At 54.8% G+C, this 25,633-nt stretch carries 31 protein-coding genes and 1 tRNA gene; 12 read left to right on the forward strand and 20 right to left on the reverse strand.

From position 1 onward, the window contains the following. Positions 1–54: 54 nt before the first annotated feature. The gene (locus FEM41_RS14570) at positions 55–1,806 is read right to left on the reverse strand and encodes an AAA family ATPase (protein ID WP_138096707.1); all 1,752 of its coding nucleotides are present in this window, start codon (positions 1,804–1,806) and stop codon (positions 55–57) included. Between the two features lie 187 nt (positions 1,807–1,993). Between FEM41_RS14570 and matP the strand changes: the two genes are divergently transcribed. After that, complete coding sequence (gene matP, locus FEM41_RS14575) at positions 1,994–2,449, forward strand: macrodomain Ter protein MatP (protein WP_138096709.1); 456 nt, start codon at positions 1,994–1,996, stop codon at positions 2,447–2,449. Between the two features lie 95 nt (positions 2,450–2,544). Here matP and ompA read toward each other — a convergent pair whose 3' ends face one another. Together ompA and sulA are read right to left on the reverse strand one after the other, a co-directional pair. Then, positions 2,545–3,615 (reverse strand): porin OmpA, encoded by a 1,071-nt coding sequence (ompA, locus tag FEM41_RS14580; RefSeq protein WP_138096711.1) that lies wholly within the window; start codon positions 3,613–3,615, stop codon positions 2,545–2,547. Between the two features lie 360 nt (positions 3,616–3,975). Beyond that, positions 3,976–4,428, reverse strand: coding sequence for an SOS-induced cell division inhibitor SulA (sulA, locus tag FEM41_RS14585; RefSeq protein ID WP_175339973.1), 453 nt, complete (start codon positions 4,426–4,428; stop codon positions 3,976–3,978). A gap of 282 nt (positions 4,429–4,710) precedes the next feature. Here sulA and FEM41_RS14590 point away from each other — a divergent pair, with 282 nt between their 5' ends. Beyond that, entirely contained in the window at positions 4,711–5,337 is a 627-nt protein-coding gene (locus tag FEM41_RS14590; RefSeq protein ID WP_138096715.1) for a TfoX/Sxy family DNA transformation protein, read from the forward strand. Here the strand turns inward: FEM41_RS14590 and yccS are convergent. Then, complete coding sequence (gene yccS / locus FEM41_RS14595) at positions 5,322–7,472, reverse strand: YccS family putative transporter (protein WP_138096717.1); 2,151 nt, start codon at positions 7,470–7,472, stop codon at positions 5,322–5,324. The genes FEM41_RS14590 and yccS overlap by 16 nt on opposite strands. 12 nt (positions 7,473–7,484) lie before the next feature. Further along, positions 7,485–7,931, reverse strand: a complete 447-nt coding sequence (locus FEM41_RS14600; RefSeq protein WP_138096719.1) for a YccF domain-containing protein — start codon at positions 7,929–7,931, stop codon at positions 7,485–7,487. Between the two features lie 136 nt (positions 7,932–8,067). Here FEM41_RS14600 and helD point away from each other — a divergent pair, with 136 nt between their 5' ends. Further along, complete coding sequence (helD, locus tag FEM41_RS14605) at positions 8,068–10,125, forward strand: DNA helicase IV (RefSeq protein ID WP_138096721.1); 2,058 nt, start codon at positions 8,068–8,070, stop codon at positions 10,123–10,125. Between the two features lies 1 nt (position 10,126). On the opposite strand, the gene mgsA is transcribed toward helD, so the two are convergent. Then, a complete protein-coding gene (gene mgsA / locus FEM41_RS14610; RefSeq protein ID WP_138096723.1) occupies positions 10,127–10,585 on the reverse strand; it encodes a methylglyoxal synthase in 459 nt (152 codons plus the stop codon). Positions 10,586–10,738: 153 nt separating this feature from the next. On the opposite strand from mgsA, the gene FEM41_RS14615 reads away from it, so the two are divergent. After that, positions 10,739–11,152, forward strand: a complete 414-nt coding sequence (locus tag FEM41_RS14615) for a CoA-binding protein (RefSeq protein WP_168198872.1) — start codon at positions 10,739–10,741, stop codon at positions 11,150–11,152. 73 nt (positions 11,153–11,225) lie between these two features. Here FEM41_RS14615 and hspQ read toward each other — a convergent pair whose 3' ends face one another. Next, a complete protein-coding gene (gene hspQ / locus FEM41_RS14620; RefSeq protein WP_138096727.1) occupies positions 11,226–11,543 on the reverse strand; it encodes a heat shock protein HspQ in 318 nt (105 codons plus the stop codon). A 62-nt stretch (positions 11,544–11,605) separates the two neighbouring features. After that, a complete protein-coding gene (gene rlmI, locus FEM41_RS14625; RefSeq protein ID WP_138096729.1) occupies positions 11,606–12,796 on the reverse strand; it encodes a 23S rRNA (cytosine(1962)-C(5))-methyltransferase RlmI in 1,191 nt (396 codons plus the stop codon). Between the two features lie 93 nt (positions 12,797–12,889). Here rlmI and yccX point away from each other — a divergent pair, with 93 nt between their 5' ends. Continuing rightward, positions 12,890–13,180: an acylphosphatase gene (yccX, locus tag FEM41_RS14630; protein ID WP_138096731.1), complete on the forward strand. Its 291-nt coding sequence runs from the start codon at positions 12,890–12,892 to the stop codon at positions 13,178–13,180. On the opposite strand, the gene tusE is transcribed toward yccX, so the two are convergent. Beyond that, the gene (tusE, locus tag FEM41_RS14635; protein WP_138096733.1) at positions 13,177–13,506 is read right to left on the reverse strand and encodes a sulfurtransferase TusE; all 330 of its coding nucleotides are present in this window, start codon (positions 13,504–13,506) and stop codon (positions 13,177–13,179) included. The two genes, yccX and tusE, sit on opposite strands and share 4 nt — an antisense overlap. A gap of 106 nt (positions 13,507–13,612) precedes the next feature. After that, the gene (yccA, locus tag FEM41_RS14640) at positions 13,613–14,272 is read right to left on the reverse strand and encodes an FtsH protease modulator YccA (RefSeq protein WP_138096736.1); all 660 of its coding nucleotides are present in this window, start codon (positions 14,270–14,272) and stop codon (positions 13,613–13,615) included. A 359-nt stretch (positions 14,273–14,631) separates the two neighbouring features. Here yccA and FEM41_RS14645 point away from each other — a divergent pair. Next, a tRNA-Ser gene (locus FEM41_RS14645) sits at positions 14,632–14,719 on the forward strand. Between the two features lie 67 nt (positions 14,720–14,786). Here FEM41_RS14645 and FEM41_RS14650 read toward each other — a convergent pair. The 10 genes from FEM41_RS14650 to FEM41_RS14700 all read right to left on the reverse strand — a co-directional run bounded on the left by FEM41_RS14650 (position 14,787) and on the right by FEM41_RS14700 (position 21,404). Beyond that, positions 14,787–15,815: a tyrosine-type recombinase/integrase gene (locus FEM41_RS14650; protein WP_138096738.1), complete on the reverse strand. Its 1,029-nt coding sequence runs from the start codon at positions 15,813–15,815 to the stop codon at positions 14,787–14,789. A 2-nt stretch (positions 15,816–15,817) separates the two neighbouring features. Continuing rightward, a complete protein-coding gene (locus FEM41_RS14655; protein ID WP_138096740.1) occupies positions 15,818–16,033 on the reverse strand; it encodes a DUF4224 domain-containing protein in 216 nt (71 codons plus the stop codon). Between the two features lie 209 nt (positions 16,034–16,242). Beyond that, the gene (locus FEM41_RS14665) at positions 16,243–16,428 is read right to left on the reverse strand and encodes a hypothetical protein (RefSeq protein WP_138096744.1); all 186 of its coding nucleotides are present in this window, start codon (positions 16,426–16,428) and stop codon (positions 16,243–16,245) included. A 2-nt stretch (positions 16,429–16,430) separates the two neighbouring features. Then, a complete protein-coding gene (locus tag FEM41_RS14670; protein ID WP_138096746.1) occupies positions 16,431–16,928 on the reverse strand; it encodes a siphovirus Gp157 family protein in 498 nt (165 codons plus the stop codon). Continuing rightward, a complete protein-coding gene (locus FEM41_RS24715) occupies positions 16,925–19,183 on the reverse strand; it encodes an exonuclease family protein (RefSeq protein ID WP_138096748.1) in 2,259 nt (752 codons plus the stop codon). Before FEM41_RS24715 ends, FEM41_RS14670 begins: the two co-directional genes overlap by 4 nt. Positions 19,184–19,206: 23 nt before the next feature. Further along, positions 19,207–19,491, reverse strand: coding sequence for a hypothetical protein (locus tag FEM41_RS14680; RefSeq protein WP_138096750.1), 285 nt, complete (start codon positions 19,489–19,491; stop codon positions 19,207–19,209). Positions 19,492–19,534: 43 nt separating this feature from the next. Then, on the reverse strand, positions 19,535–19,804 hold the full coding sequence (locus FEM41_RS14685) for a hypothetical protein (protein ID WP_138096752.1): 270 nt from the start codon (positions 19,802–19,804) through the stop codon (positions 19,535–19,537). A gap of 9 nt (positions 19,805–19,813) precedes the next feature. Beyond that, a complete protein-coding gene (locus FEM41_RS14690) occupies positions 19,814–20,134 on the reverse strand; it encodes a hypothetical protein (RefSeq protein ID WP_138096754.1) in 321 nt (106 codons plus the stop codon). A 454-nt stretch (positions 20,135–20,588) separates the two neighbouring features. Further along, complete coding sequence (locus FEM41_RS24555; protein WP_168198802.1) at positions 20,589–20,735, reverse strand: hypothetical protein; 147 nt, start codon at positions 20,733–20,735, stop codon at positions 20,589–20,591. A 210-nt stretch (positions 20,736–20,945) separates the two neighbouring features. Continuing rightward, positions 20,946–21,404: a helix-turn-helix domain-containing protein gene (locus FEM41_RS14700; RefSeq protein ID WP_138096758.1), complete on the reverse strand. Its 459-nt coding sequence runs from the start codon at positions 21,402–21,404 to the stop codon at positions 20,946–20,948. 408 nt (positions 21,405–21,812) lie between these two features. Between FEM41_RS14700 and FEM41_RS14710 the strand changes: the two genes are divergently transcribed. From FEM41_RS14710 to FEM41_RS14735, 6 genes are read left to right on the forward strand one after another with little or no spacing between them, the layout of a single operon-like run. Further along, positions 21,813–22,262, forward strand: a complete 450-nt coding sequence (locus FEM41_RS14710; protein ID WP_138096762.1) for a toxin YdaT family protein — start codon at positions 21,813–21,815, stop codon at positions 22,260–22,262. 25 nt (positions 22,263–22,287) lie between these two features. Then, positions 22,288–22,503, forward strand: coding sequence for a hypothetical protein (locus tag FEM41_RS14715; protein ID WP_138096764.1), 216 nt, complete (start codon positions 22,288–22,290; stop codon positions 22,501–22,503). Positions 22,504–22,505: 2 nt separating this feature from the next. Beyond that, positions 22,506–23,480, forward strand: a complete 975-nt coding sequence (locus FEM41_RS14720) for a helix-turn-helix domain-containing protein (RefSeq protein ID WP_138096766.1) — start codon at positions 22,506–22,508, stop codon at positions 23,478–23,480. Further along, on the forward strand, positions 23,477–24,856 hold the full coding sequence (locus tag FEM41_RS14725; RefSeq protein WP_138096768.1) for a replicative DNA helicase: 1,380 nt from the start codon (positions 23,477–23,479) through the stop codon (positions 24,854–24,856). Before FEM41_RS14720 ends, FEM41_RS14725 begins: the two co-directional genes overlap by 4 nt. A gap of 40 nt (positions 24,857–24,896) precedes the next feature. After that, positions 24,897–25,346, forward strand: a complete 450-nt coding sequence (locus tag FEM41_RS14730) for a hypothetical protein (protein ID WP_138096770.1) — start codon at positions 24,897–24,899, stop codon at positions 25,344–25,346. 4 nt (positions 25,347–25,350) lie between these two features. Then, a complete protein-coding gene (locus tag FEM41_RS14735; RefSeq protein WP_138096772.1) occupies positions 25,351–25,605 on the forward strand; it encodes a hypothetical protein in 255 nt (84 codons plus the stop codon). Positions 25,606–25,633: the final 28 nt, after the last annotated feature.

A 25,633-nucleotide genomic window follows, 5' to 3' on the forward strand; every position in this document is an offset into this window, starting at 1 on the left:
TTTTTTTAATGAAGGACGCAGGTTAGCTAACAGGTGTACGCTCAACAACTCCGATCAGTTGTGGTTAAACCAGTTTAGCCAGCGCAGCGGCCAGGGATAACGGTGTCGGGCCTCTTGTTGCGTCGCCTGGGCGATACGGCCCTGAATCATCTGTAACAGTCCCGGACGTTGTTCATCGTCCCAGGGAAGTCCGCTGAGCAGCATCAGTGCATCGCGGGCATCATCTACTGCCCAGATACTGAACTGACCCGCTTCGACGGCATCCAGTACCTCCTGGTGCAGCGCAAGGTGGCGTACGTTCGCCACAGGGATAATCACACCCTGCTGTCCGGTGAGTTCACGCTGTTGGCAAATGGTGAAAAAGCCTTCGATTTTCTCGTTAAGGCCGCCCACCGGCTGGGAACGACCAAATTGATCCACTGAACCCGTAATGGCAATGCCCTGACGCAGGGGAACGCCTGACAGCGCGCTGACCAGCGCACATAGCTCGGCCATAGAGGCACTGTCGCCATCCACCTCGCTGTATGACTGTTCAAACGTCAGTGAGGCAGAGAAGGGGATCTGCTGTTCCAGATCGAGCTCGGCCATCAGAAACGCCTGCATGATCATCATGCCCTTGGCATGAATATTACCACCTAACTCGGCCTTGCGTTCGATATCGGTAAATTCACCGTCGCCAATATGCGCTACGCAGGTGATACGTGAAGGCTCGCCAAAAGCACGCGGATGACCCGGAAACTCGATAACCGACAGGGCATTGACCTGGCCTGTGCGAACACCTTCTGTTTCAATCAGGATTTGTTCCAGCAGAATCTCATCCTGCATGCGCTCGCTAAGGAAGCCTTCGCGCCATTCGCGCTGTTCCAGCATCTGGCGGAACTGTTCGCCGCTGAAGCTCTCCTGGCTAAGTGGTGCCACTTCCCGGAGCTGGCGAAGAATCCACTCTGGCTCAATCGGTAGCGTTAACTGGTCACCGGTGTAGCGGACCCCTTCACGCACCAGCGGAGCCCAGGCGTCGGCCTGAGGCTGTGGCAATTGGTGCAAAGTGGCGAGTTCCAGAACCCAGTCGCGCCACAGCGTGAACGATTGAGGCTCGACAATTTGCAGGTTGTCTTCAAATTCACTATAGATGGCCAGTTCGGCGATTTCCGGCTCCATTTCCTGAAATTCGGCCAGCGCATCACGCTCGCCGCACAGGATAAGCTTTACCTGGAGCGGCAGGGAGGGAATCTCTACCGGGAAGGGGCGACGCTCGTCCGGCGAGAACCATTCAAACTGTCCGCGCGTCATCATCTGTTTCAGACGCAGCCATAGGAGCGGCTGAGCCAGCAGACTGCGCAGCGAGAGCACCAGTACGCCACCGTTAGCCTGATGCAGCAGACCGGGCTGGAGCTGCGGCCTGTTGCCGTGCCAGCGCACACAGCCGAATAGCTGCTCGCTCTCGATCCAGTCGCCGGTTACCACCGCCCCGGCTGCGGTGAAGTCATCGTCCGGAGAAACAGGAGGCATCAGGCTGACGTTATCTGTGTCAGTCTGATAATGACCACCACACAGGGGAAGATCTCCGGGGATCATTTCGCGCGCCGCCGCGCCGATACGTGCCGGATACTCAGGCAGTTCGGGGCTTTTGACCAGCATGATATTTGCTGGCGCGCTGGGGTGAAGCAATTGCGTCAGTCCATAACAGAGCCGGGCCTGAAGCTGGCTAAAAATGTGAACATCGGAAGAGGCTGGCCGATCAGGCTGTTGCAGATACGGTTGGGTATCCGGAACCAGCATGCGCCATGATAGTTGGTTTATTGTCAAAATTGTGCGCGTTTGTTGAGATATCAAAGGCGCGATTATACAGTAAGCGGACGTGCTTCACACGGGTAGCGTGCGGCTCCGGCGGAGTGAAAAGCGTTATGGCTTCACATCAATGATTTTTCCCCTAAGCTAAAGTCCGGAAAAGCTGATATCCTGAACATAGTTACACGGTCACCCTGAGATCAGAATGAAATACCAACAACTGGAAAATCTCGAAAGCGGCTGGAAGTGGAAATACCTGGTGAAAAAGCACCGGGAAGGTGAGTTGATCACCCGTTATATTGAAACCAGCGCGGCCCGGGAGGCGGTGGAGCTTCTGCTCGGTATGGAAAATGAACCGGTGCTGGTCCAGTCCTGGATTGAGCAGCATATGAATCCGGCGCTGATGAACCGGATGAAGCAGACCATTCGCGCGCGTCGCAAACGCCACTTTAATGCGGAACATCAACATACTCGCAAGAAGTCTATCGATCTGGAATTTCTGGTCTGGCAGCGTCTGGCCGGTCTGGCCCAGCGCAGGGGATGCACGCTTTCCGAAACCGTTGTTCAGTTAATTGAAGATGCGGAGCGTAAAGAGAAATATGCGAATCAGATGTCGAGCCTGAAACAGGATCTTCAGGCGCTGCTGGGGAAAGAGTCGTAATACTGACTGCCGGTTAAACGCTGACGCTGTTTTCGATGAGTGACAGACAATAAAAAACCCCGCCAGAGCGGGGTTTTTTTTCGAAGCGATGTAACTTAAGCCTGCGGCTGAGATACAACGTCTTTGACGCCTTTCACTTCGATTTCTACGCGACGATCCGGGGCCAGGCAGTCGATCAGCGCTGCGCGACGCTTAACGTTGTCGCAGGTGTTGCCGGTAACCGGGTTAGATTCGCCCATACCCTGTGCAGAGATCTTGTTGGACGGGATACCTTTAGAGATCAGGTAGTCAACAACAGACTGTGCACGACGCTCGGACAGCTTCTGGTTGTAAGCGTCAGAACCGATGCGGTCGGTGAAGCCCAGAACAACGACGTTACCGTCTTTCGGGTCCAGGTTAGCCAGCTGGGTGTACAGCTGATCCAGCGCCTGCTGACCTTCCGGCTTCAGAGAAGCTTTGTTGAAGTTGAACAGAACGTCAGACTTCAGGGTGAAGCGCTTGGTCTGTACCTGCGGAGCCGGTGCCGGTGCTACAACCGGAGCAGCCTCTTCCTGCTGACCGAAGCGATAGGAAACGCCCAGGCTCAGCATACCGTTGTCCGGACGGGTACCCACAGTGTGAGCGTCGCCGATGTTGTTGATCCACTGGTATTCCAGACGGGTAGCGATATCACGGGTAACAGCCCACTCGAAACCAGCTGCGTATACCGGGGAAACACCGGTGTCGTGGTCTTTCAGACGCTCACCAGCGGCGTTTTTCGCAGTAGAGTCTGCGCGCCATACCATACCACCCAGACGGGTATAGATATCCAGATCATCCAGGATCGGGTAGCTCAGTTTAGCGGTCAGCTGAATACCCTGGGCCTTGAAAGCACCGCTTTCCGGCTTGCCAGTGTATTCCATACGACCCAGCCAGTCGTAACCCATTTCGAAAGCAACATACGGGTTAACCTGGTAGCCACCGAATGCACCTGCACCCAGCTGGCTGTCGTGGGTAGAGCCACTACCGATACCAGAGTCATAACCATTACCGTAGAAACCAGTATCGTGGTACTGAGACCAGCCCAGTTTCGCACCAGCATACCAGGTGTTATCTTTCGGTGCGGCCTGCGCTACGGTAGCGAAGCCAGCCAGTGCCACTGCAATCGCGATAGCTGTCTTTTTCATTTTTTGCGCCTCGTTATCATCCAAAAAGGCCATAGGCTTCAATATTTTTACGAAGCCCACGGTTAAATCCTTACCCGGGTCGCTACTCAGATTGTTGCTTTACCGTTCAAAACGGTTATTGCTGAGTAACCCCGGCGTTGTAAAGTCTACAACGTAGTTGAAAAGTTACAAGTACGCAGCAGGATCTGCGAATACAAAAAACCGCCGCTTTCACATATTTTGTTACATTCTGGGTTGAGGTTTGTGCCCGAACTTTTCTGATGTATTCCCTCTCAAGCCTTGGCACAGGCGGATTTTCTTCTATTCACAATGACCTGTGACGAAGCGTAAAAAATATTTTAGGACTACTCCTAAATTTACTTAATGATACAAACTGGAGTGAATCTTTAGCCCCGTCCGTGGTCTGGAGCCGGGGATAAGGGGGGTTACAGGGCGTAAAATCAGGCCAGTGGTCTGTCCTTGTGCAGCCGCAAGATTAAGCAAATTGTGCTGTTCGTTGCTCAATTCATGGGGTAGCCAACCAATAACCGCGCTGTAATTTCCTGTGCGCATCGCCTTCGCCATAGTTTCGATTGTCGTCAGCGGAGCGACCTGGTTAACCTGCATGACTTTACTGAGCGGCAGACCCGCAGACTGCAGCCACTGGCGGCTCAGTTTCTGGCATGGCGTTAACCAAAGTTGCCAGCGTGACTGCTGCCCAAGCTGCTGTAATAAAGGCAAAAGCATCAGTTCAGTCAAACCGGCACGATCTTCACTATAGACCACTTCACTGATAACGCCTGCAAAATGATCGCCATTGTGATGGAAAGCCATCTGTGGGTGAAGGGGGCTTGCCAGGTTCAGTATAGGGTCGTGAGATGCAGGAAAAGACATATTGTATCCAGCCTTATGAGTTACTGTATGAATATACAGTAATGCCTGTGCGCGCAAAGATCAACCTCAATTTAGGAAAGCGTCTCGCAGTTTTGAGCTTCTGTTACCTGCCGGGTGTAAATCATATTGCCCGGGGCGCATAAGTTGCCTATTGTCGATTGTTGTTAATGGAACCGCTAATGTGTTGGATGTACATTAGTCTTTGATTTTAAGGACAATAAAATGAAAGATTTATGTTATTCGCAGATCGACAGGACGAGGGAAATCCTGTCGCCGCTTGGTGATATTCAACATCGTGCGCTCTTTGGTGGCTACAGCCTCTACATTGGTGACACCGTATTTGCGATGGTCGCTAAGGGGAACCTTTATCTTCGGGCCTGTGAGCAGAATGAGCCCTATTTTATTCGGGAACGCCTTCCCACACTGTTGTTTTCCCGGCGGGGCCGCCAGATCTCACTGAAATACTATCTGGTTGGCGAAGCGCTGTGGCGCGAGCCCGCACAGTTGCTGGCGCTTTCCTGGCAAGCGCTGGATGGCGCCAGGAAAGAGAAAAGGCAGCGCAGACAGGTCACGCGTTTAAAGGATCTCCCTAATCTTACTTCCGGGCTGGAAAGTATGTTGTGGGTGGTGGGAATTCAGAATATCGAAGCCTTACAGATGATGGGCGCTAAAGCGAGCTGGTTAGAGCTGCGGCGTATAAATAAAGGCATTGGCGTAAAAGTTCTGCTGGCGCTGGCGGGCGCCATTTGCGGGTTACATGAGGCGGCGCTCCCATCGCAGATGCGACAGGAGCTTCAGGAGTGGGGCAGTGAACAAATCAGCTATGATGCGTTTTATTCTGGCAACTGATGCAACTGCTGCTGCAGCGTTGAAAGCTCCGGCAGTAGCGCTATCAGCAATCCTATCTGCTGAATCACCAGCGGCTCTTTAGTCCCGGGCGTAGGGTGACTTTTTTCCAGTCGGGCGGTGAGCCGCTCAAGGGCCTGTCGTAAGCGTTCCACATCGCCGGCATCCGTAAACGTGGGTCTTAATGCCGCGTCCACGTAGCAGACGGCATCATCCAACAGCGCCAGAATTTCCGGATGGGCGAGTCGCTCGCGGTGCGCGCCCAGCGTGGAAACATAACTGGTGAGCGTATGATTCAGGCATAGCAGGCGGAAGGCCATCTCCCGGATCTCCGGCGTAGCCCGGGGTTCAACCGACAGGTTTGAAACCACCGAAGCCAGCTCAGCATCCCGGTTGTGGGCATCGCGTCGGGCGATGCGGTAACCCAACTGGTTATCCCGCCCCTGATGGTACTGGGCCATAATGGCGTCCAGGTAGCGACAGTTGGCGTTAAATGCATGCTCCACCACCAGCGGCAGACGCCGGAAGCGCCAGTCCGGCCAGATAAAGCTGACCGCGGCCCAGGCGATAGCACAGCCAATGAGAGTATCGACAATCCGAGGTAGCGCCACCACAAACCCTTCACCCAGCAGGTTAAAACACAGCAGTACCAGCATGGTGATAAAGACCGTCGCGTGGGCATACTGGACGTTGCGGAAGGCAAAGAACAGCACGCCGGTAATCACGATAAGCGCGAGTTGCCCTTCCAGTGACGGCACCAGCCACAGCACAGGCAGGCCGATCGCCACCCCCAGCAGGGTACCGATAATACGCAACGCCAGGCGGCGTCGGGTGGCGTTATAGTTGGGTTGACACACAAACAGGCTGGTTAGCAGGATCCAGTAGCCGCGCTGCAGGCCGGTTACCTGAATAAAGGCATAGCCCACGCACAGTACGATCGACATTCGTACCGCGTGACGAAATAGCGCTGACTCCGGCGTCAGATGGCGACTCAGGCGTAGCCTGATATCGCTAAAGCCGCTAAGACCATCATCGGAGAGACGGTTTTCGTTAGGATCGGCGGGCATAGCCAGCGCCTGCTCTGACTCAATGGTCGCCAGTTGGGCATCGATAGCCCGTAGGTTGGCTATCAGAAAGCCAATGGCTTCCCGCTCACGACTGGCGATAGCATTATCCGGTAGCTGGTCAATGGCTGCCTCCAGGCGGGTAAACGCACGCTCGAAACGTGGATCGTGCTGGTAGGGGGTGCGTAGCAGAATCGAACGGGAAAGCTGCTGACAGGCCAGCGCCTGCATAGAGAGTAAGCGCTGGAAGCGGAACATCAGATCGCTGTGGCGAAACTTCACCCGCAGCGTCTGATATTGCACATGCGAAGAGCTGGCGCGTTCGTGAATGTCCTGAGCAACAAAATAGTAGTGCAGGGTTCGCCGGGTGCCGCGCTGGCCCCGATCGCCGCGCAGACGGGTCAACAAAGAAGCTTTGGTCTGATTCAGCGTCTGAACCAGCTCGCCGTTGGCCATCGCCAGGTTAACCAGAGGCTCCTGGCTTTCGTCTTCGATATCGGGATCGAACTGGCGTGACTTCAGTTCCAGATAGTGGGCCAGTTGCTCATAACAGCGCGCCAGATTGTCCTGCAGAGGGCGTACCGGGAAGATCAGATGCCCCACCAGGGTCAGCAGGTTGTACCAGATAGCGCCCGCCAGCAGGAGTACTGGCTGCTGGTACCAGTTATCGAACAGCGTGATCCCCAACATGGTATAGATGGCGATCAGCAGGGCGCCGAAGGCGATGGTGGCGTAGCGCTGACCCAGACAGCCCAGTAGGATAAAGCCAATGGTCGAGGTGGTCAGCCCGGCGGCGAACAGCCAGGGCCAGGGAAACAGCAGTTCCACGGAAACCGAGGCGATAAAAAAGCAGATCAAGGTAATCAGCAGGTTGCGCAGCCTGCCAGCCAGCCGGTCATCCAGATCCGCCAGAGCGGCGGCAACGACTCCCAGGGTGATGGGGATAGTCAGTTTGACTTCGTTAAGCCACCAGGGCACCAGAGTGGCACCGCTCAGGGCGATAAAAATCCGCAGGTTATAGAGCCAGGTGCTGTTCCATGTGTAGTGGCGCAGCAGGGGACTGAGTTTGGGCACGGTAACCTCGGCTTACCGAAACTGACTGCGGGCATTGGCCTCGCGCGCCGCGCGCGCGGTTTCGACAGAGACAACCCGTCGCCCCACCGGCCATAAGGCGATGGCGGCAATCTTGAAGTTAGCGATACCTACCGGAATACCGATAATGGTCAGACACTGGGCAATGCCCGCAGCAATGTGCATCAGGCACAGCCACCAGCCAAAGAACACCACCCAGAAGATATTCAGCAGCGTTCCCCCCGCATTCATCAGTGAATTCTTATTACCGGGAGAAAGGAGGTCGACGTGCACCGCCTCGTTGCCGTAAGGCAGTAATGACAGTTTGGTAATCTCCCAGCAGGAGCGGGTAAGCGGTAGCGTAAAAATCAACAGGATGCTTACCAGCGTCGCCAGCAGCCAGGAAAGCGTGGTGAAAAATCCACCCAGGACAAAATTGAGAATATTAAGAACGGTGCGCATAATCACTCTTACGTTAGCCGAATATCGGCACAATCAATAACCACGCCAATTGTAACGCGTTTTTGCCTGGAGCGGGATTTCTCTCACAGGTAAACTGAACGTCTCCATGAGTCACAGGGCAGGATCGAATATCAGCATGGAATTAAAAGCAACTTCTCTTGGCAAACGCATGGCGCAGCATCCTTACGATCGCGTCCGGCTGTTGAGCGCCGGCGTTGAAGTTTCCGGCGAACGCCATCAGTACCTCATTCCCTTTAATCAGCTACTGGATATCAACTGTAAACGCGGCCTGGTATGGGGTGAGCTGGAGTTCGTGCTGCCGCAGAATAAAGTAGTGCGCCTGCATGGCACCGAATGGGGGGAAACCCGCCGTTTTTTCCAGCATCTGCAAAGTGAGTGGCAGAGCTGGAGTGAAGAGATGAGTGACGTTGCCGCAGAGGTTTTACGTCAGACCCTGGAAGAGCTTGCCGGGCGTGATACAGAGCACTGGCTGAAGCGTGGAGAAATGCAGGCGTTGCAGGAGAAGATCCGCGATGCCTTTACCGCGCTGCCGCTGCCGCATGAACGTATGGAGGCGTTTGATAACTGCCGGGAACTCTGGCATCAGTGTCAGGCCTGGCTGGAAGAGGGCGAAGCGCGTCGGCTGGTGATTAATCAGGCATGGACGGAAAGAATGCTTGAGCAATACGCCGAATTTTTTGAACAGGTGGAAAGCTCGCCGCTCAATCCCTCTCAGGCACGGGCAGTAGTAAATGGCGAATCTGCGCTATTGGTGCTGGCCGGTGCGGGCAGTGGTAAAACCTCGGTACTGGTGGCCCGTGCTGGCTGGTTGCTGGTACGCGGCGAAGCCAGTGCCGACCAGATTTTGCTACTGGCCTTTGGGCGCGATGCGGCCCGCGAAATGGATGAACGTATCGAACAGCGGCTACAGGCCGGAGCGGAAGGCATAACGGCCCGTACTTTCCACGCGCTGGCGCTGCATATTATCCAGCAGGGAGGGCGTAAAGCGCCTCAGATAAGTACACTGGAGAGCGATAGCGCCGCGCGCCATACTCTGTTGCTTGAGTGCTGGCGTCAGCAGTGCCGCGAGAAAAAAGCCCAGGCTAAAGGTTGGCGTCAGTGGCTGACGGAAGAGCTGGAGTGGGAGGTGCCGGAAGGGGAGTTCTGGCAGAATGAGAAACTGGCTCGCCGCCTTGCCGGGCGGCTCGATCGCTGGCTGGGGCTGATGCGAATGCACGGTGGTAGCCAGGCGCAGATGATTGCCGACTGTCCGGAGCCGCAGCGTGAACGGTTTCAGAGGCGGGTTAAGCTGATGGCGCCGTTGCTGAAGGTATGGAAGACGGCGCTGAAGGATGAAGGCGCGGTGGATTTCTCAGGCTTGATTCACCAGGCGATTAACGTACTCGACAAGGGGCGTTTTATCAGCCCCTGGAAACACATTCTGGTGGATGAGTTTCAGGATATCTCCCCACAGCGCGCGGCGTTGCTGGCGGCGCTGCGGCGTCAGAATACCCATACCACACTGTTCGCCGTGGGGGATGACTGGCAGGCCATTTACCGTTTTAGCGGCGCGGAAATGGCGCTGACCACGGCTTTCACCCACCACTTTGGAGAAGGCGATAGCTGCGCGCTCGATACCACCTATCGCTTTAACAGCCGTATCGGCGACATCGCCAACGGCTTTATCCAGCAGAATCCGCATCAGCTGACGAAGCCACTGAACAGCCTGAGCAAGGGGGATAAGAAAGCCGTCACCTTGCTGCCGGATGACAAGCTGGAGCCGCTGCTGGATAAGCTCAGCGGTTACGTTAAGCCGGAACAGCGCATTCTGATACTGGCCCGCTATCATCATCTGCGACCAGCCGTGCTGGAAAAGGCGCAGACTCGCTGGCCGAAACTGCACATCGATTTTATGACCGTTCACGCCAGTAAGGGGCAGCAGGCGGACTATGTCATTATTCTGGGGCTGCAGGAGGGGAAGGACGGTTTCCCGGCACCGGCGCGCGAGTCGATTATGGAGCAGGCGCTGCTACCGCAGCCCGAGGATTTTCCCGATGCCGAAGAACGGCGTCTGCTGTATGTGGCGCTGACCCGTGCCCGTCACCGTGTGTGGCTACTGTATAACCGGGATCAGCCATCGCCGTTTGTGGAGGTGCTTAAAGCGCTGGGTGTCCCGGTGCCGCGTAAGCCCTGAGTTACTTCAGGCGCGACGCGAGATAGCGTTGATAATCCGGAATCAGGATATCCACGCTGTCGTTAAAGTGTAGAGACTGAATAATAAAGTCAGCGGTGGACAGATTGGTGGCTACCGGAATATTCCAGACCGTGGCCAGTCGCAGCAGCGCTTTGACATCGGGGTCATGGGGCACGGCGTTGAGCGGATCCCAGAAGAAGATCAGTACGTCAATCTTACCCTCGGATATCAGTGCGCCAACTTGCTGGTCGCCGCCCATCGGGCCGCTTAGCATGGCATTAACTTCAAGCCCCGTGGCGCGCTGAATCAGATTACCGGTGGTACCGGTGCCATACAGGGTATGTTTAGCCAGCTGCGCCTTGTGGCGTTCCACCCACTTCATCAGCATCTCTTTACAGTGATCGTGTGCCACCAGGGCGATATGTTTGTGCGGCGCCAGAGTGCGGGTTGTCAGTTCCATGTTGGTTTTCCTGCTGTGATCGTTGGACTGGCTACAGCTTACTGGATGCTACCGGTGCTGCAAACGTATGAAATCAAAAAAGCCGCGGGCGTGGAGAGGTGGCGCGCGGTGTTTTACACTGGTACTCAGCCTAATCGTTTTTGGGAGAGCATGATGACAGACAGTGAAATTAGCCAGATTCTGACGGAGACCCGCACCATCGCGCTGGTGGGCGCGAGCGATAAGCCGGATCGCCCCAGCTATCGGGTGATGAAGTACCTGCTGGAACAGGGCTACCGGGTGATCCCGGTATCGCCAAAGGTCGCCGGTAAAACGCTGCTGGGACAGCAGGGTTACGGCAGCCTGGAAGAGATAGCGGAAAAAATCGATATGGTGGATGTTTTCCGCAATGCCGAAGCGGCATGGGGGGTGGCGCAAGAGGCTATCGCCATTGGTGCGAAAGTTCTGTGGCTGCAGCTTGGGGTCATTAATGAACAGGCGGCGGTACTGGCACGGGAGTCGGGATTACAGGTGGTGATGGATCGCTGCCCGGCTATCGAAATTCCCCGGCTGGGGCTCGAGAAGTAATCGGCGGCGAAAACAGTAACCCCCCCGGCCGCCAGTGTGGCGAGCGGGGGGACGGGAGAGGTGGCTGACGCGGTTAGTTACGCAAGCGCGGCGCCTGAAGCTGCTGGCGAATCGATGCAGCCAGTTCGTCCAGCGTCGGTTGTTCCGGGTGCTCATGCTGAAGCTCACCGCTCAGTTGGGCTTCGGCCAGGTAGGTGTGCACTGGCTGACCGTCGTCATCTTCCATCACCACGTGGTACCAGGGGGCCGCCCGTAGATCGTCGCTGACGGCCAGTTCATCTGCCGAGGGCTCATCCAGCGAGTAGACGGGATCAATGTCCACGACTACGCCAAGATAACCCAGCAGCGAGTGGCGTACCTGCTGACCAATACCGAATTTGCTGGCAATCATCGTCACCTCCCGGGAACACAGGTTATTCCTCAGATATGAGGGCGGTGCATCCCTTTATCAAGTCACATAAGACGGCAGGCAAATCCTTTCAGATACAGCCCCTCCGGGTAGGAGGCGATCACCGGATGATCGGCCGCCTGACGGAACTGCTCTATAAATTGTACATCACGACCGGCATCGACGGCGGCATCCGCCACAATTTTCTGGAATAAATCGCTGGCCATCAGCCCGGAACAGGAGAAGGTCAGTAGAATGCCGCCAGGGTTAAGTAACTGCAATGCCAGTAGATTGATGTCCTTATAGCCGCGGCAGGCGCCGGCAAGCTGGTTCTTATTTTCGACGAATTTCGGCGGATCCATCACGATAACGTCAAAGGTTTCACCCTGCTCGCGATAGCGACGCAGCAGCTTAAAGACATCGTCGCGAACAAACTGCGTGCGGCTGAGATCCTGCTGATTCAGCGTAACGTTCTGACGTGCGATAGCCAGCGCCTCTTCCGAGGTATCCACACTGATAACTTCGCTGCAGCCACCAAGCAGCGCCGATACCGCAAAACCGCCGGTATAAGAGAAGCAGTTCAGCACTCGCCTATCTTTCACATAGCGACGGGTAGCGAATCGGCTGTCGCGTTGGTCCAGGTAATAGCCGGTTTTGTGACCCGCTTTAATATCTACCAGCAGCTTCATCCCATGCTCTTCGATGGTCAGCAGGTCCGGGGGCAGTTCGCCGCATACCGGCCCCTGAGTCAGGGCCATCCCCTCTTTTTTACGCACCGCGACATCGGAGCGATCGTAAATGCTGCAGTCGGGATACAGGCTCTGCAGCGCGCTCACCAGCGCCGGGCGCTGATATTCGGCGCCGGCAGAGAGCAGTTGCAGTACCAGAAAGTCGCCAAAGCGGTCGATGGTAATACCGGGCAGGCCGTCGGACTCACCGGCGATCAGGCGGTAGCTGTCAAGGCCGTCACGGGCGGCCAGCCAGTCCCGCCACTGTTGCGCTTTTTGCAGGCGGCGGATAAAGAAGTCGATATCCACCGCTTCGTCGTAATCGAAGGTCCAGACCCGGGCGCGGATCTGTGAAGCGGGGGACCAGGCGGCGCGGGCCAGCCAGCCCCCTTTATGGTCCACGACATCCACGGTCTCGCCAGGTGAAGCCTTACCCTCCACCCGGGCGATAGCGCCGGAAAAGACCCATGGATGACGGCGCAGCAGCGACTTCTCGCGCCCTTTGGCTAATACTAAACGTACGCTCATAATATTATGTCTGGCAGAAAGAAAATGGGCGCCATTCTCCCGAGTTCATCGGGGAATTGCAACGCGTTACATCAGACGAAAGGGAGAAATTGCATGTCGATATGTACGATCGCCTGGGTATACGGACGGGTCCAGGGCGTGGGGTTTCGCTATAACACGCAGCGGGAGGCTCGCCGCCTGGGGCTGACCGGGTATGCCTGTAATCTGGATGATGGCAGCGTGGAAGTACTGGCCTGTGGCGATAAGGCGCAGGTGGAACAACTCATGGCCTGGCTGGAGCAGGGCGGTCCGCGCGGCGCGCTGGTGGAGCGCGTTGTTAAGGAGCCCCACACCTCGTCGCAGGAATGGAGCCGCTTTGATATCCGTTATCAGGACGGAATTTAGATGCACTTCACCGGCTTGGGCAGGCCAGCTATCTTTGTGGCCTGCTTTGCTGGCCCCTTAGGAAACAGACGGTACAGATAGCGGCTGTTGCCTTTCTCTTCACCGAATTTTTTTGCCATGGCCTTCACCAGCATGCGAATGGCGGGGGAGGTATTAAACTCCAGATAAAAGTCGCGCACGAAGCGTACCACTTCCCAGTGTTCTGACGTCAGGGTAATACCTTCGCGCTGAGCGATAACCGGTGCCAGCGCTTCACTCCATTCACTGCTGTTTTTCAGATAGCCTTCGCTATCGGTTTCGAACTCTTTACCTTCAAATATCAACACGGGATGCTGTCCGTTACTGTCAAACGGCGGTCAGTCTAGCAAATTTCCGGCGGCCCAAAAAACAAAACCCCGCCGGAGCGGGGTTGGTGTGGAACGCCAGGTCTCGTTAGTCGCGGCTGGCGAAGCCCAGAATGCTGAGCAGGCTGACAAAGATGTTGTACAGCGAGACATACAGGCTAACGGTGGCGCGAATATAGTTGGTCTCGCCGCCGTGGATAATATTGCTGGTCTCAAACAGAATCGCGCCAGAAGAGATCAGGATAAACAACGCGCTGATTGCCAGGTGTAGTGCCGGAATCTGCAGGAACAGGTTAGCGACCATCCCCACCAGAACCACTACGATACCCGCCATCAGCATACCGCCCAGGAAGGACATGTCCTTGCGGGTGGTCAGCACATAAGCCGAGCAGCAGAAGAAGACCAGTGCGGTACCGCCCAGCGCCATGCCGATAATATCGCCCATGCCGGCGGAGAGGTAGCTGTTCAGGATCGGCCCAAGGATATAGCCAAGGAAGCCGGTAAAGGCAAAGGCCGCCAGGATACCGGATGGCTTGTTAGCCAGACGATAGGTCAGGAACATCAGGCCATACATACCGACCAGAGTCAGAATCAGTCCCGGAGACGGCAGCGCCAGCATGGTGCTGGCAGTGGCGGTCAGGGCCGAAAAAGCCAGAGTCAGTCCCAGAAGAAAATAGGTGTTACGCAGCACTTTATTGGTGCTGAGCAGCGACGCTCTGTCGCGTGAAGAGGTAATGATGCGATCCATTAGTCACTCTCTTTTTATATACAGGTGTAGTAGCGTCTGAGAATAGAGGGGCGACTGCGAGGGGGAAAGGGGGTTTACCCATCTTTACTCAAAATGTGCGCTTTGTGATAGATGCCGCAGAACGTGCTTTGTTATTGATAAATCGATTTTTATTCGATCCTGTTTATCGTCATCCCGGAAAACCGGCCAGTGAAGCGATAGCACCGCGTTGCAGGAGAGATATGGTCGGCATGTTGCTGTATTGCTGAACGATTTGGCGATATTAGCGACAAATAAACCCAGGTTGCTGCTTTTTCGCCCGATCGAACACATTGAGTCTTTACAGACGGCGGGGGGATGTTTATAGTGCGCTTCATTACGGAAGTGTGGCCGAGCGGTTGAAGGCACCGGTCTTGAAAACCGGCGAGGGGAAACCCTCCCAGAGTTCGAATCTCTGCGCTTCCGCCATATAAAACAAGGGGTTGCCAAATGGCAGCCCCTTTTTCTTTTGCCTTCGTAGAATACTCGTAGAATATCATCGTAGAATATTTTTGCCGATTGGCGGCCGGTTCAGGGTTGGTGATACCTTGGTTTTCCGGTCATAAACGAGTACCTGTCCTTCTGTTTTGTGGCCGCTGAAAAGCTGTTTGTCGCGGCTACTCCCTTCATAGTCAGAAATGCCTTTGGCTTTCAGATCGTGAAAAGTGCAATCAAGAGCATACCCGAGGGAAGATGACGCTTTTTGGCGTGCTGCCTCCCATCGGTTGCTGAACCCCCTCTTGGTAAAGCCGCTTCCATGGTTCCCCTGTATAACGTGTGATTCAGGGTTGTCAGGTGTGGAGATAGTTTTAGCCAACTCGAACGCCTGCAGCAGTCTGGGAGACCACGTCTTAATCTGCTTTATTCCTGTTTTTCCTTGCTGTACAAAAATTCCCTGATCCGCTACTTGCTTCCATTTCACCCCTAAAACATCTGATAATCTTGCAGCGCAAAGATAGGCTATTTCCATTGCTACCCTGACTACATTATCAGCGCATAGGTATATTGCTTCATACTCTTTATCTGTAACGTAACGATCCCTGGCAGCCGATTTAAACTTGCTAACTCCTTGGCACGGATTCCCTTTTACCATTCCTCTTTCATAGCCCCAACGATAAACCCTGGACATACTCGCCATCTCATGGTTTGCCTGCGTCTTACTTTGTAGCCCGCGCTTATCCATAAACATTCTTACATCCTCTGGCTTTATCTTATCCGCTTTCATTTTTCCGAAAACAGCTAATAATTTCTTCTGGTGCTGGAGATAATCCTTCTGTGTTCTTGGCTTAAGCTCAAGATAATATGCACTTTTAAGGAAAGAGTTCCATAGTTTAGCGAAGGTAAATATATCTGATTGCTCAGATATTACCTTCTCATATTTATTCCAAAGGTCAGCCATGGACATGGTCAGAGGTCCGAGAGAATGACTTTCTTTAGATGTTGGTTTGTAATAATAAATATACTTTGTCCGGTATACTTTCGGAGGTAATTTATTATCTTCTGGATTTTTTCTGCGTCTGGCCATAATCAGATAGCGTCAAAGTTTGGGCGGTCTTCTTCCTCAGCGACCGAATGACGAACACCAGTCAAGGCTGCGTTAACATGCGTCCAGGTGACGCGGGGGCGGCCATCCCGACGTCGAATAAACGAGATGCCGGCCCGGGTCAGGGCCGCACATTGTTTCGACGGGAATACATAGCCGGTCAGTTCAGTCAGTTCCTCGTCGGTCAGCAGGTCGTTCATAGTCTTTCCCCATCATTCGGGCTATAGCGTCGTCGGTCTCACGACATGCCCGCTCTATATCCGAGCTGGTCAGGCTCGCTTTTCTAACGCTGGCCGATAGACGGCCAATTTTTATATCGAAGTCGGAGAGCAGAAGCTCCCCCGGTTGCCATCGCTGCATTGCTGTACCTCGCTGGTGGGTGAGGGAACAATGTAGCGATGGCGGCGGTTTATTTCTGATTACGCTTAATCAGGTTTTCTGGCGGAAAAAAGGCTGCTTTCTCGCGCGTCAGCTTAACGGCCGGTGGCATGTGCATACCCAGTTCGCAGCGACTGCGGGCCTCAATGATGCCGTTCGTGCCGTCCGGCAAAATGACGTGTACCGCATCGCCGCGGCGAAGTGACAATTTGAGCATAATCACCTCACCGCCAGGCTACGTTCGCCGATCTCAATGTGAGCGCCCGGGACGTCCACGCCGTTTTCAAGAGCTTCTTTGATAGCCTTCTTATCCGGTGCTACCTGCGTCTGAACAGTAACCAGTTCATCAGGAAGAGCATCGACATCATCGATCACGACGCTGGCGGATCCTTTGCGCGCTGTGAACGTGTTTTTAGCGGTCTTAAGCTTGTCTTGGCCGGAGGCTAAAAGGCACTGCAGAACGTAGCCACGCAGCGATTTAGCCTTGCCGTCGAATGACTTCTTACGAGCCGCCAGGCGTTTGGCTTCTTCGTCGCAGGTCTTCGCCAGCCCCTCAATATTGCGGACGTGGGAATATACCGCGTCGAGTTTATCGGCCAGTTCGCCGCCCAGACCTTCCAGAGTATCGGCTACCATTTCCGGTGTCAGGTCGTCGGAGGTCTCCAGCAGCTCCTGCAGCGCTGCAAAGTCGTTAGCTAATGCGATAGCGGTAGTCATGCAGTTTTCTCCTCTGCGGCTTTCAGGGCGGCTATGCGCTCGTCTTTGATTGTGGTCAGGCGGCGCAGACGGCCAGCCAGGTAACGGGCATGTTCGGTATCGCCTTTAGCCTCTGCAGCTTTGCGGTGGGTCTCCACTTCACGGGCTATCTTGCCGTAGGATTTAGTCACTTCGTTAACGGTGACGGAACCTTCCAGGGTTTTGGCTACACGGGCCAGCTTATCGTCCAGTTCCTGGCGTAGGCGGTTCACGTCTTCGGCTTTATCGCTGGCGTTGAGGATCTCGAATTCCGTTTTGTTCTGTGCCAGATATTCCTGGCTGTCGTACCAGCCGAGATAAACATCGGCAGAAAAGCCCAGCATAGAGAGGGATTTCTTGATCGCATCGGTGAGGCTTTTCTTCATAGCCTCGCCGTCGGCGATGATGCGACTTTTGGCCTTGTACATGTAGGGCGTGGCGCCGTAGGCTTCAACCGTGCCGCGTGTCTCACCATTCCGGTACCAGAATTCGATCTTCATTGAGTGGTTCTGTTCGAAAATCAGGGAACCATCAGCATTGCGCAGCAGCACATTGTGGGAGAATTTCCCCTTGTCGTCGTAGACAGGTTCAGACATAGGGGCGCCCGGGATCATTTTGTCTTCCAGCACTTCATAGCCCCAGCCGGTGCCGACAGGCCCAAAAATTTCGGTGGCGCGCATAAACATGTATTCCGCGTTGATGGCGGTACCGCCGAATCCCCCGGTGTCCAACGGCTTTGTGTACTGCGGGTCGGTGCGCATGACCCGGCGCCAGATATTCAGGTTCTCCTGTTCAGGCTCCGGTTTCTCAGACAGCGCTTTTTCTACACAGCTGGCGCGCTGCTGGAAGTCGTCACCGCCGACCTGGCGTGCCAGCGCTTCGGCATTATCCGCGAGCGCCTTAGCTTTTTCGCTGAGCGGCTCTTCTGCATAAACGCCATACCCCATGTTATTGAGGGTTTCACGTGCCTGTTGCACCTGGTCGTCGGTTACAGTTTCCTGCTCCTGCTCCTGCTCCTGCTCCTGCTCCTGCTCCTGCTCCTGCTCCTGCTCCTGCTCCTGCTCCTGCTCCTGCTCCTGCTCCTGCTCCTGCTCCTGCTCTTGGCCTGGTGCTGGCGCGGCCACTTCCGTTTTTTCGCCCTGATTTGAGGGAGACTCGCCGGTCAGCCCTTCAATGGTAAATCCGGTTTTGCTGACACGGTTTATTACGGGTTGGGGCTCTGGCTTAGACTCTTCGGCTTCTTCCTTGATGCCGTTCTCTGCCAGCCATGAATCGATATACCGACGCAGGGAATCAGGAAAACGGTACGTATCGGATGCCGGTGCATTCTGGATAACCCCGAAAATGCTGGCGCGGTCATATTTCAGGATGCTGTTAGTAGTGCGTAGGGCCATAGACCAGCGTTTAAAATCCTGGCGATCGGCACTGATGATGTCTTTCGCAGCAGACAGAGTCCTGGCCGTTACCGGTTCTGATTCGTTGACAGGGATCAGTGCCAGCGCGACTTCCTGATCCAAGGTTGCGTATGTGTGGGAGTAGCTACGCGGCGCCGACGGTTTATGCTGCGCCTGAGCCGCCGCATGCGTAACGAGGGTATCGCGGTCGCTGGGGTTATTTACCCACTTTTTAGCGAACTGATATATATCGGCCTGGCCCGGTAACTGGTTTTCAAAGTTGCTATAGATCCCCTGAATCAGGTTATTCAGTCCTTCGACATGCATGTGAGCGACGGACGGGATCTCTGACATCACATTGAGAACGTTACGGCTGAAAATGTCATTTTCATCTTTATCACTCTCGTCGCCATTGTCGAGGTTATCGAGATAATCCCGGGTCTGAGAGAGTAGGGCGCTATCCAGCTCAGCATTACTGAACAGGAGAACGAAGGCGAAACGCTCGCGCGCCGGGAGCTTCATCATATTGAGGTCGCCAGATTCCGGGCTGGTTTCCTGCTGCTGAGCCGCATTATCGATCCACTGATCATCATTGAAGCTGTGATCCTCGGCGAACTGTTCATCGAACGCGCCGACAGTAGGATGAGGCTGGCCTTCGGCCACTTCCCAGACCTTCGGCTTAAAATAGTCATCGCCGTGGGTGGGGTAGTGCTGCCACAACATCCCGGTAGCGATACCCTCCGCCGCTTTCTTGTTAGGCGCTTCGACCGCTGCTGCCAGTGGCTTCGCCCCCTTTTTGATTGAACCCTTCTTGGGCTCCAGGAAAACGTTGAAAATGGTCATTGTTGGTCTTTCCTCTGGTCTGGTCAGGCGTTGGTTTCTGAGAGAATGCCGCCGATTACCCGTTCGGCGGTACGCTGGGCGTCCTGCAGACGTTCAAGTTTTGCTGTCAGAATGTTGAGTCGCTCTTCTGCGACGTTAAAAATCACATCAGCTTCAACGGGAAGAGTCACGTCACGACCATGGCTTGGACAGGCATACAGTCCGATACGGTAAATGTGTCCATCTCTTTTCAATCCAATCAGATACCTGGCTGACTCTATTTGCTCTTTTGTCTCGGCGATTGCTTTCAACAGTTCTTTGATATCCATGATTTTTCCTCTTCGTTAAATGGCGCCAGCCTGGCGCCGGTGGTTAAAATTTGTTGCGCGCGACGGTACGTACCTGGTCGCAGTACCAGCAATAAAGCTCGATCTGACGCCGGGCCAGAGTGTCGGGAGTCGCCATCATTACCCCCATCAGGAGACGATCCCGAACCTCCGGCGCCTCGCCATCGATCCAGGTGAATACCTCCACGGCTTCGTCGGTGTAGCCGAGCGTGGCGGACGCTTCGAATTCGTCGCGCCGTTCTGCCGCGTAGGCGGCATCGCTGATCAGGTCTTCGCGCATGATGTCGGTATCCATAAGGGCACCTCAGTAGGGAATTTCGTCTTCATCCACGGGGGTATGATCGATGCACAGCAGTTGCTGTATCTGGTCATCGATGGCAGTTACCGCTGTATCAGCCTGGTGCTGAATCTCCGCTTTTTTATCGCGCAGCGATGAAACCTGTCGTTCAATGAGATCGAACGGCTCTGGCTCAGTGAACGGTACGATGATTTGCCGTGTTTCCAATAAGATGTAATCTTTCAGTCCACGTGACATGTCACAGGTCGTAACCAGATACTTTTCGGTAGCAAATTGGCTGTTATTGAGGTGGATATATAGCGTAACGGGGATCTGTAGCGCTTCCATAGCGTCTCCTGATTTCGTATACTCAGGGCTGATCGATAGCCCTTCGGGTTGTTGGTCTTTCCTCTGGTACGGGTTGGTCCCCGTACCAATCTCGCCGGGTTGGTCCCCGGTGGGGTAAAAGAGCCCGCTTCGGCGGGTTTTTTTACGCCTGATGGTTGCCGGTCTTTCCCGACTGTCAGCGGTCTACTTCCCGCCGTCACTGCCGTCGAGAGTGCTGGCAGCTCACTGACCTGATAACTCCCAGGATCAACTGGAGTGGTTTTTCTCGCTACCAGGGCGCCACTTTCTGGACATTTATCAAGACCGTCTTGAAGTGGGAAGTCATCCAGTCTTGATAAGAACCCTGGCAGGATCCTTATCAAGGGTGGATAGGTGCCGGTTACGTTATCCGGCGTCGCCTGAGTTGGGTCAGGACTCGGCGACCGTGGCAGGTTGGTCTTTCCTCTGGTACGTGTTAGATCGTTCCGGTGGTGATGTCCTCGCGAACGTAAGCAGCTGCAAGCCAATAAACCCACTCAGCGGTAACCAGGTATTGATATGCCTGTTCCCAAGTGATGCCGTGATCTTTAATTAGAAGGTCTGTCATCTGCTTTTTGCTCATTTCATCCTCGGTGCCTTATCGCCGGCCAGCGGAACGGTTTCTGAACAATCGCCGCGTGGTTAGTGCGTCGTTGATGGGATGAATATTAATAACGCTAATAACAGTGGTCAACATAAAAATATTAATTACCGTCATATTTAATGTAATCTATTGATAAAAAGGGCAAAAAAAATCCCGGCACAATGGCCGGGACGGGATGGAAGGGGGCGGTTATTGCTTTCTTGCTGCTAACAGCTCTTTGAATAGATTATCAAAATCTTCTACTTTCTCTTTTAAATCAGACAGATGCCTTTCTTTTTCGCTCTGAGGAAGTCGCTCATATAAGTCTAGCAGCTCGGCGCTTTCAGGTGTAAGTAATCTCCAGCCAGGGGCTGAATAGTCATCAATATAATTTGCTGATTTTCTTACATAGTTCATAACATCAGCCAGATCCGGTCTGATGTCCTCTGGTTTTACGCCAAGAAGCGCAGCAAATTTCAATGTTGCATCGGTATTAAGGGGAGTGGTGCCATTTAAGTAGTGGCTAACTGACGCCTGAGTACTAAAGCCGAGAGCTTCCGCCGCCTTCTCTTGCGTGAGGCGTAAGCTGACTTTTTTCTCTCCCCATAGCTCTCTAAGGCGTGATGCGGCTTCGAGTTCTTCGCTGGTAGGCAACCGTTTTTTTCTCATGGCATCATATTATTCGTAAAATTAATCAAATTCTAAGGGCAGTGTTATTGACTATGAATATTAGTGTTATTAATATCTGTGGCGTAAGGTAACTGAGGCCGAGACAATGAAATTGAAAGACTACTTAAAAACTTCCGGCGTATTGCAGAACGACTTTGCTGTGCTGGTAGGGAAAACCCAAGGCTATGTAAGCCGCGTAGCTGCAGGAGAGTGCCTGCTTAGTGCTGCCACAGCTTTAAAGTGGGCTGCTGCTACCGATCACAAAGTAACTCCACATGACCTACGTCCCGATCTGTACCCAAATCCGACTGATGGGTTACCAAACAGGACTGCAGCTTAACAACACCGGGAAGCAAAATCTGATTACGCATAATCAGGTTTTCAGGTTTAGCGACAGGAGACGCGACCATGGATAAAAACATCAACGATCTGAAGCGAGAAGTCATGAACTGGGCAGCCGAAGCAGGGCAGGAGCATGTCGCCATCGAGATTACAAGAATGTGGTTTCGCATGGGTGGCAATCGCGGTTCTGTAAAACTTCACGCTATGGAAGACGCAGCCGGGAACGCAGACTGGCGCGCCATCAACAACAACCGGCAGCAGATTTTCCGCTGGCTCCGTGGCGAGACCAAAGCGGCCCGCTCGAAAGTGCAGGCGCTGGCCAGCGCGATGGAAGCAGCTCTACCAGCAGAGCGATATGCGCGCCTGGGGATGACGACCCAATACCTGATTTGCGTGGCGATACGCGAGTTTGCGGCGGCGATTATAGCGTTACTGCTGGATGCCAGAGACCGACCGCAGAAGATAACCCAGGCACTACAAGCGATAGCAGAGACCCAGCGCCTGACCAGCGCTTAAGACCGAAGCCAGAGGAAAGACCAACATGATTACCGAAACCCGCATTACGTGGCGGAACGGCTTCCGCCTGAACAACCGGCCAGTGATGGCAGCAGATATTCGCCCAATTTTCGAAGAGCGCCGGACAGCGGCGATCTGGGAGCACTACGAACAGCTTAAAGCCGAGCTGCGTGCCGAGAACCTGGACGCGGACGCATACCAGGCGGCTTGCTTGCGCATCGCTGACGCGCTGGGGATCTGACCATGAGCATGTTGTTAATGGTTCAGGCTATGGCGATTAAAGTCGGTAACCCGCTGCGTAAGTTGGTGCTGATCAAACTTGCCGATAATGCCAGCGACAGCGGTGAGTGCTGGCCGTCAGTAGGTCATATAGCGGATCAGTGTGAGATATCCCCACGCTCCGTACAAAGCCATATTCGGCAGCTTGTTAAGGATGGCTTGGTTAGGGTCGAGCAGCGCCGCGGATCCAGCGGTGTGAACCAGTCCAACGTCTACCATTTAAACCTCGCAGGGGAGGGTGCAAATCCTGCACCCTATGGTGCAGCAGCTGCACCCAGAGGGCGCAAATCCTGCGGGGGGGAGGGTGCAGGAGCTGCACCCAGAACCAGTCGGTTAGAACCAGTCATAGAACCTATAGATCCCCCTAACCCCCAGGTGGGGGGAGAAGGGGAGATTCTCGCTGACGCTCAGAAAGCCCTGGAATTTTACAACCAGCAGACCGGTACCCGCTGCAAGGACGCAAAGCCGTTTGTCACGCTGCTGACCCCAACCACATCCCGGGATGCGTACACACTGGATGACCTAAAGCTGGTGATCCGCTGGGTGGTGAGCGAGTGGAAGCGCCGCGGAGACACATACGCGAAACCGGCCAATATCTGCCGCGTTAACAGGTTTGACGGTTACCTGGCTGACGCTACCGCCTGGGCTACTGCGGAAGCTGCCATTCCCGCCGAGGATGTGATCGCCGGTTACAACGAAATCCTGGGCGATGTTCTGCCCGTTGCTGAACTGGACGACGGCCGCCGCCGGATGATTCGACACATCCAAGCGCACATGCTGACCCAGAGTATCCCAGCGTTCTTGGGTTACTTCGAGAAATTTCGCGATACGGCGCCAGAGTTCTATTTTGGTGGCCCTGAGCGCGACGGGTGGCGTGCCAGCTTCGACTACCTGATGAAGCCTGAGACGCTGAGGAAAACACGGGAGAATGCGCTGTGAGTCCGCAGGATCTGGAAAGCTTTGTGTTGAGTGGATTGCTCAACGGCGGCGCCACGCCGGACGCCTTCGACGTTATCGCCACTACTCCGGAAGAGGCGTTTTCTGTCGGTTTCTACCGCCGCACTTTTGCCGAGATAAAAAAACAGGCGCTGGCCGACGGTCTGATCGACATGATGATGGTTAGCGAAGCGCTGGGCGGTAACAGCTTGGCGGATATCGCGGAGTTGATGCGCGTCCCGGGCACAGTAGCGAACCTGGGCGGCTATGCCAAAAAAATGGTGAAGGCATGGCGCGGCCGACAGATCGAACAGCTCCTGCAGGATGGCGCCGACGCTATCCGCCGGGCATCGAATCAGGCGCAGCGGGACCTGGCGATTGAAACGTCGATTACCCGTTTGCTGGATCTCACAGCCGATAGCGGCAACGTTCAGCCTGTACACATTCAGGACATACTCCCGCGGTACATGGATACAATCCAGAAGCGCCTGGAGGGCAACGCGGAGACCCGGAACATCCTGAGCGGCATTGAAGAGCTGGACGCAGAGACCGGAGGATTTAACAAACAGGATCTGATCGTCGTCGCCGGTCGACCGGGCATGGGTAAAACCGAATTTGCGCTGAAAATCGTGGATGGCGTCACCGGTACCGGCGGCGGCGCCCTGGTGTTCAGCCTGGAGATGCCGCAGCTGCAGGTCGCGGAACGTTCCCTGGCTGGCGCTGGCGGCCTCTCCGTTACGAAACTGCGTAACCCCATCCAGATGCACGATGAAGACTGGGGGCGGCTAAGCAGCGCGCTCAGCCACATGAACGAGCGCGATGTATGGATCGTCGATGCTACAGACATGACCGTAGAGCAGATCCGGGCCATCGCTGAGACGCATAAGCGCCGCTACCCGCGCCTGGCGATGATTATGGTGGATTATCTGGGGCTGATTAAGAAGCCGCGCGCAGAGCGTAACGACCTGGCAGTGGCCCACATATCCCGCAGTTTAAAAACCATGGCTATGCGTTTGCATACTCCCGTTTTCGCGCTCAGCCAGCTATCTCGCGCGGTGGATTCCCGACCGGCGGGCAGCCGTCGCCCGGTAATGTCGGATCTGCGTGATTCCGGCTCTATCGAGCAGGATGCCGATAGCATACTCCTGCTGTACCGCGATGAAGTTTATAACCCCGACAGCCCTGCCGCCGGTGTGGCAGAGGTGATTATCGGTAAGTCGCGTTTCAGTGCGGCGGGAAAAGTGATTTACCAGCAGTTCAAAAACGGCCACTTCATGCCGATCGACCAGGCCGTGGCCCAGGAAAAAGCCCGTATGCAAAGCGCTGCACAGCAGCCGCCGAAGCAACGAGAACGGCGTTACAGCACCGAGAAATTTTAATCAGCGCCTGACCAGCGCTTTAACCAAAGAGGAAAGACCAATGACCAATGAAATCACCATCGATGATGGTTGCGACTACACCTCCCTGATCGTCTGGCGGATGAACGCTGGCGCCCGCGCGCGTAGTGGTGCCGGTTTCGTTATGCCGCCAGTTCCCCAGCAGGTGGTTCCGCCACTGTGCAAAAAAACAGTAACCCGGTCATCAAAACCCAAACCCACAAAACGCCGCTCAACGGATACGACCCCGGCCGATGTTCTGGTTTCCGTTATGTTCGGCAAGACACTGACATACCGCGGCATCCTGGCAGCGCTGGCGAAGCAGCACCCGGAATGCAGCCTGACTCTGCGACAGCTCCAGATGCGGGTTTTCTCAATGATTGAATCTCGCTACGTCGGGATCACTCGGCACGACGATATGCCGGTTACCCACTACACGCTGTACAGCATAGATCCACGTTTCTACACGCTGTCAGCGGCGCAGAAGAGGTAACGCTATGGCCGGGCAATCGGATTACCTCCCGCCCGGTCTGCCGTTCAATCGTGCCAAATGGCCGCAGGAATGCCAGTTGAAAGAGCATTACGACATGCGCGCATGCGCCTTAGTCCGCCAGCTCTTTGATAAGCAGATAACCCGCGGCGCCATCCTGGCGCAGATTGACCGCACGCCGGAGACATACCGGGAGTTTTTTAGAGATCGACTGAATTACTGGAGAGGGGAGAGGGAAAAATGCCTGATTTTCGCGGAATAGAAATGATGAGCGATGTGGCGCATAACAA

It is taken from the genome of Jejubacter calystegiae, assembly GCF_005671395.1.
Lineage (GTDB): Bacteria > Pseudomonadota > Gammaproteobacteria > Enterobacterales > Enterobacteriaceae > Jejubacter > Jejubacter calystegiae.

What these genes read in the sequence shown, in the direction of transcription:
- yccX (WP_138096731.1), top strand. Translation starts at nt 12,890, where the DNA reads ATGTCGATATGTACGATCGCCTGGGTATACGGACGGGTCCAGGGCGTG.
- sulA (WP_175339973.1), bottom strand. Translation starts at nt 4,428, where the DNA reads ATGGCTTTCCATCACAATGGCGATCATTTTGCAGGCGTTATCAGTGAA.
- FEM41_RS24715 (WP_138096748.1), bottom strand. Translation starts at nt 19,183, where the DNA reads ATGACCATTTTCAACGTTTTCCTGGAGCCCAAGAAGGGTTCAATCAAA.
- helD (WP_138096721.1), top strand. Translation starts at nt 8,068, where the DNA reads ATGGAATTAAAAGCAACTTCTCTTGGCAAACGCATGGCGCAGCATCCT.
- FEM41_RS14655 (WP_138096740.1), bottom strand. Translation starts at nt 16,033, where the DNA reads ATGAACGACCTGCTGACCGACGAGGAACTGACTGAACTGACCGGCTAT.
- FEM41_RS14590 (WP_138096715.1), top strand. Translation starts at nt 4,711, where the DNA reads ATGAAAGATTTATGTTATTCGCAGATCGACAGGACGAGGGAAATCCTG.
- FEM41_RS14650 (WP_138096738.1), bottom strand. Translation starts at nt 15,815, where the DNA reads ATGGCCAGACGCAGAAAAAATCCAGAAGATAATAAATTACCTCCGAAA.
- FEM41_RS14715 (WP_138096764.1), top strand. Translation starts at nt 22,288, where the DNA reads ATGATTACCGAAACCCGCATTACGTGGCGGAACGGCTTCCGCCTGAAC.
- FEM41_RS14665 (WP_138096744.1), bottom strand. Translation starts at nt 16,428, where the DNA reads ATGCTCAAATTGTCACTTCGCCGCGGCGATGCGGTACACGTCATTTTG.
- FEM41_RS24555 (WP_168198802.1), bottom strand. Translation starts at nt 20,735, where the DNA reads ATGAGCAAAAAGCAGATGACAGACCTTCTAATTAAAGATCACGGCATC.
- FEM41_RS14615 (WP_168198872.1), top strand. Translation starts at nt 10,739, where the DNA reads ATGACAGACAGTGAAATTAGCCAGATTCTGACGGAGACCCGCACCATC.
- mgsA (WP_138096723.1), bottom strand. Translation starts at nt 10,585, where the DNA reads ATGGAACTGACAACCCGCACTCTGGCGCCGCACAAACATATCGCCCTG.
- yccA (WP_138096736.1), bottom strand. Translation starts at nt 14,272, where the DNA reads ATGGATCGCATCATTACCTCTTCACGCGACAGAGCGTCGCTGCTCAGC.
- FEM41_RS14700 (WP_138096758.1), bottom strand. Translation starts at nt 21,404, where the DNA reads ATGAGAAAAAAACGGTTGCCTACCAGCGAAGAACTCGAAGCCGCATCA.
- FEM41_RS14680 (WP_138096750.1), bottom strand. Translation starts at nt 19,491, where the DNA reads ATGGATATCAAAGAACTGTTGAAAGCAATCGCCGAGACAAAAGAGCAA.
- hspQ (WP_138096727.1), bottom strand. Translation starts at nt 11,543, where the DNA reads ATGATTGCCAGCAAATTCGGTATTGGTCAGCAGGTACGCCACTCGCTG.
- FEM41_RS14710 (WP_138096762.1), top strand. Translation starts at nt 21,813, where the DNA reads ATGGATAAAAACATCAACGATCTGAAGCGAGAAGTCATGAACTGGGCA.
- rlmI (WP_138096729.1), bottom strand. Translation starts at nt 12,796, where the DNA reads ATGAGCGTACGTTTAGTATTAGCCAAAGGGCGCGAGAAGTCGCTGCTG.
- FEM41_RS14735 (WP_138096772.1), top strand. Translation starts at nt 25,351, where the DNA reads ATGGCCGGGCAATCGGATTACCTCCCGCCCGGTCTGCCGTTCAATCGT.
- FEM41_RS14670 (WP_138096746.1), bottom strand. Translation starts at nt 16,928, where the DNA reads ATGACTACCGCTATCGCATTAGCTAACGACTTTGCAGCGCTGCAGGAG.
- FEM41_RS14685 (WP_138096752.1), bottom strand. Translation starts at nt 19,804, where the DNA reads ATGGATACCGACATCATGCGCGAAGACCTGATCAGCGATGCCGCCTAC.
- matP (WP_138096709.1), top strand. Translation starts at nt 1,994, where the DNA reads ATGAAATACCAACAACTGGAAAATCTCGAAAGCGGCTGGAAGTGGAAA.
- FEM41_RS14730 (WP_138096770.1), top strand. Translation starts at nt 24,897, where the DNA reads ATGACCAATGAAATCACCATCGATGATGGTTGCGACTACACCTCCCTG.
- ompA (WP_138096711.1), bottom strand. Translation starts at nt 3,615, where the DNA reads ATGAAAAAGACAGCTATCGCGATTGCAGTGGCACTGGCTGGCTTCGCT.
- FEM41_RS14720 (WP_138096766.1), top strand. Translation starts at nt 22,506, where the DNA reads ATGAGCATGTTGTTAATGGTTCAGGCTATGGCGATTAAAGTCGGTAAC.
- FEM41_RS14690 (WP_138096754.1), bottom strand. Translation starts at nt 20,134, where the DNA reads ATGGAAGCGCTACAGATCCCCGTTACGCTATATATCCACCTCAATAAC.
- FEM41_RS14600 (WP_138096719.1), bottom strand. Translation starts at nt 7,931, where the DNA reads ATGCGCACCGTTCTTAATATTCTCAATTTTGTCCTGGGTGGATTTTTC.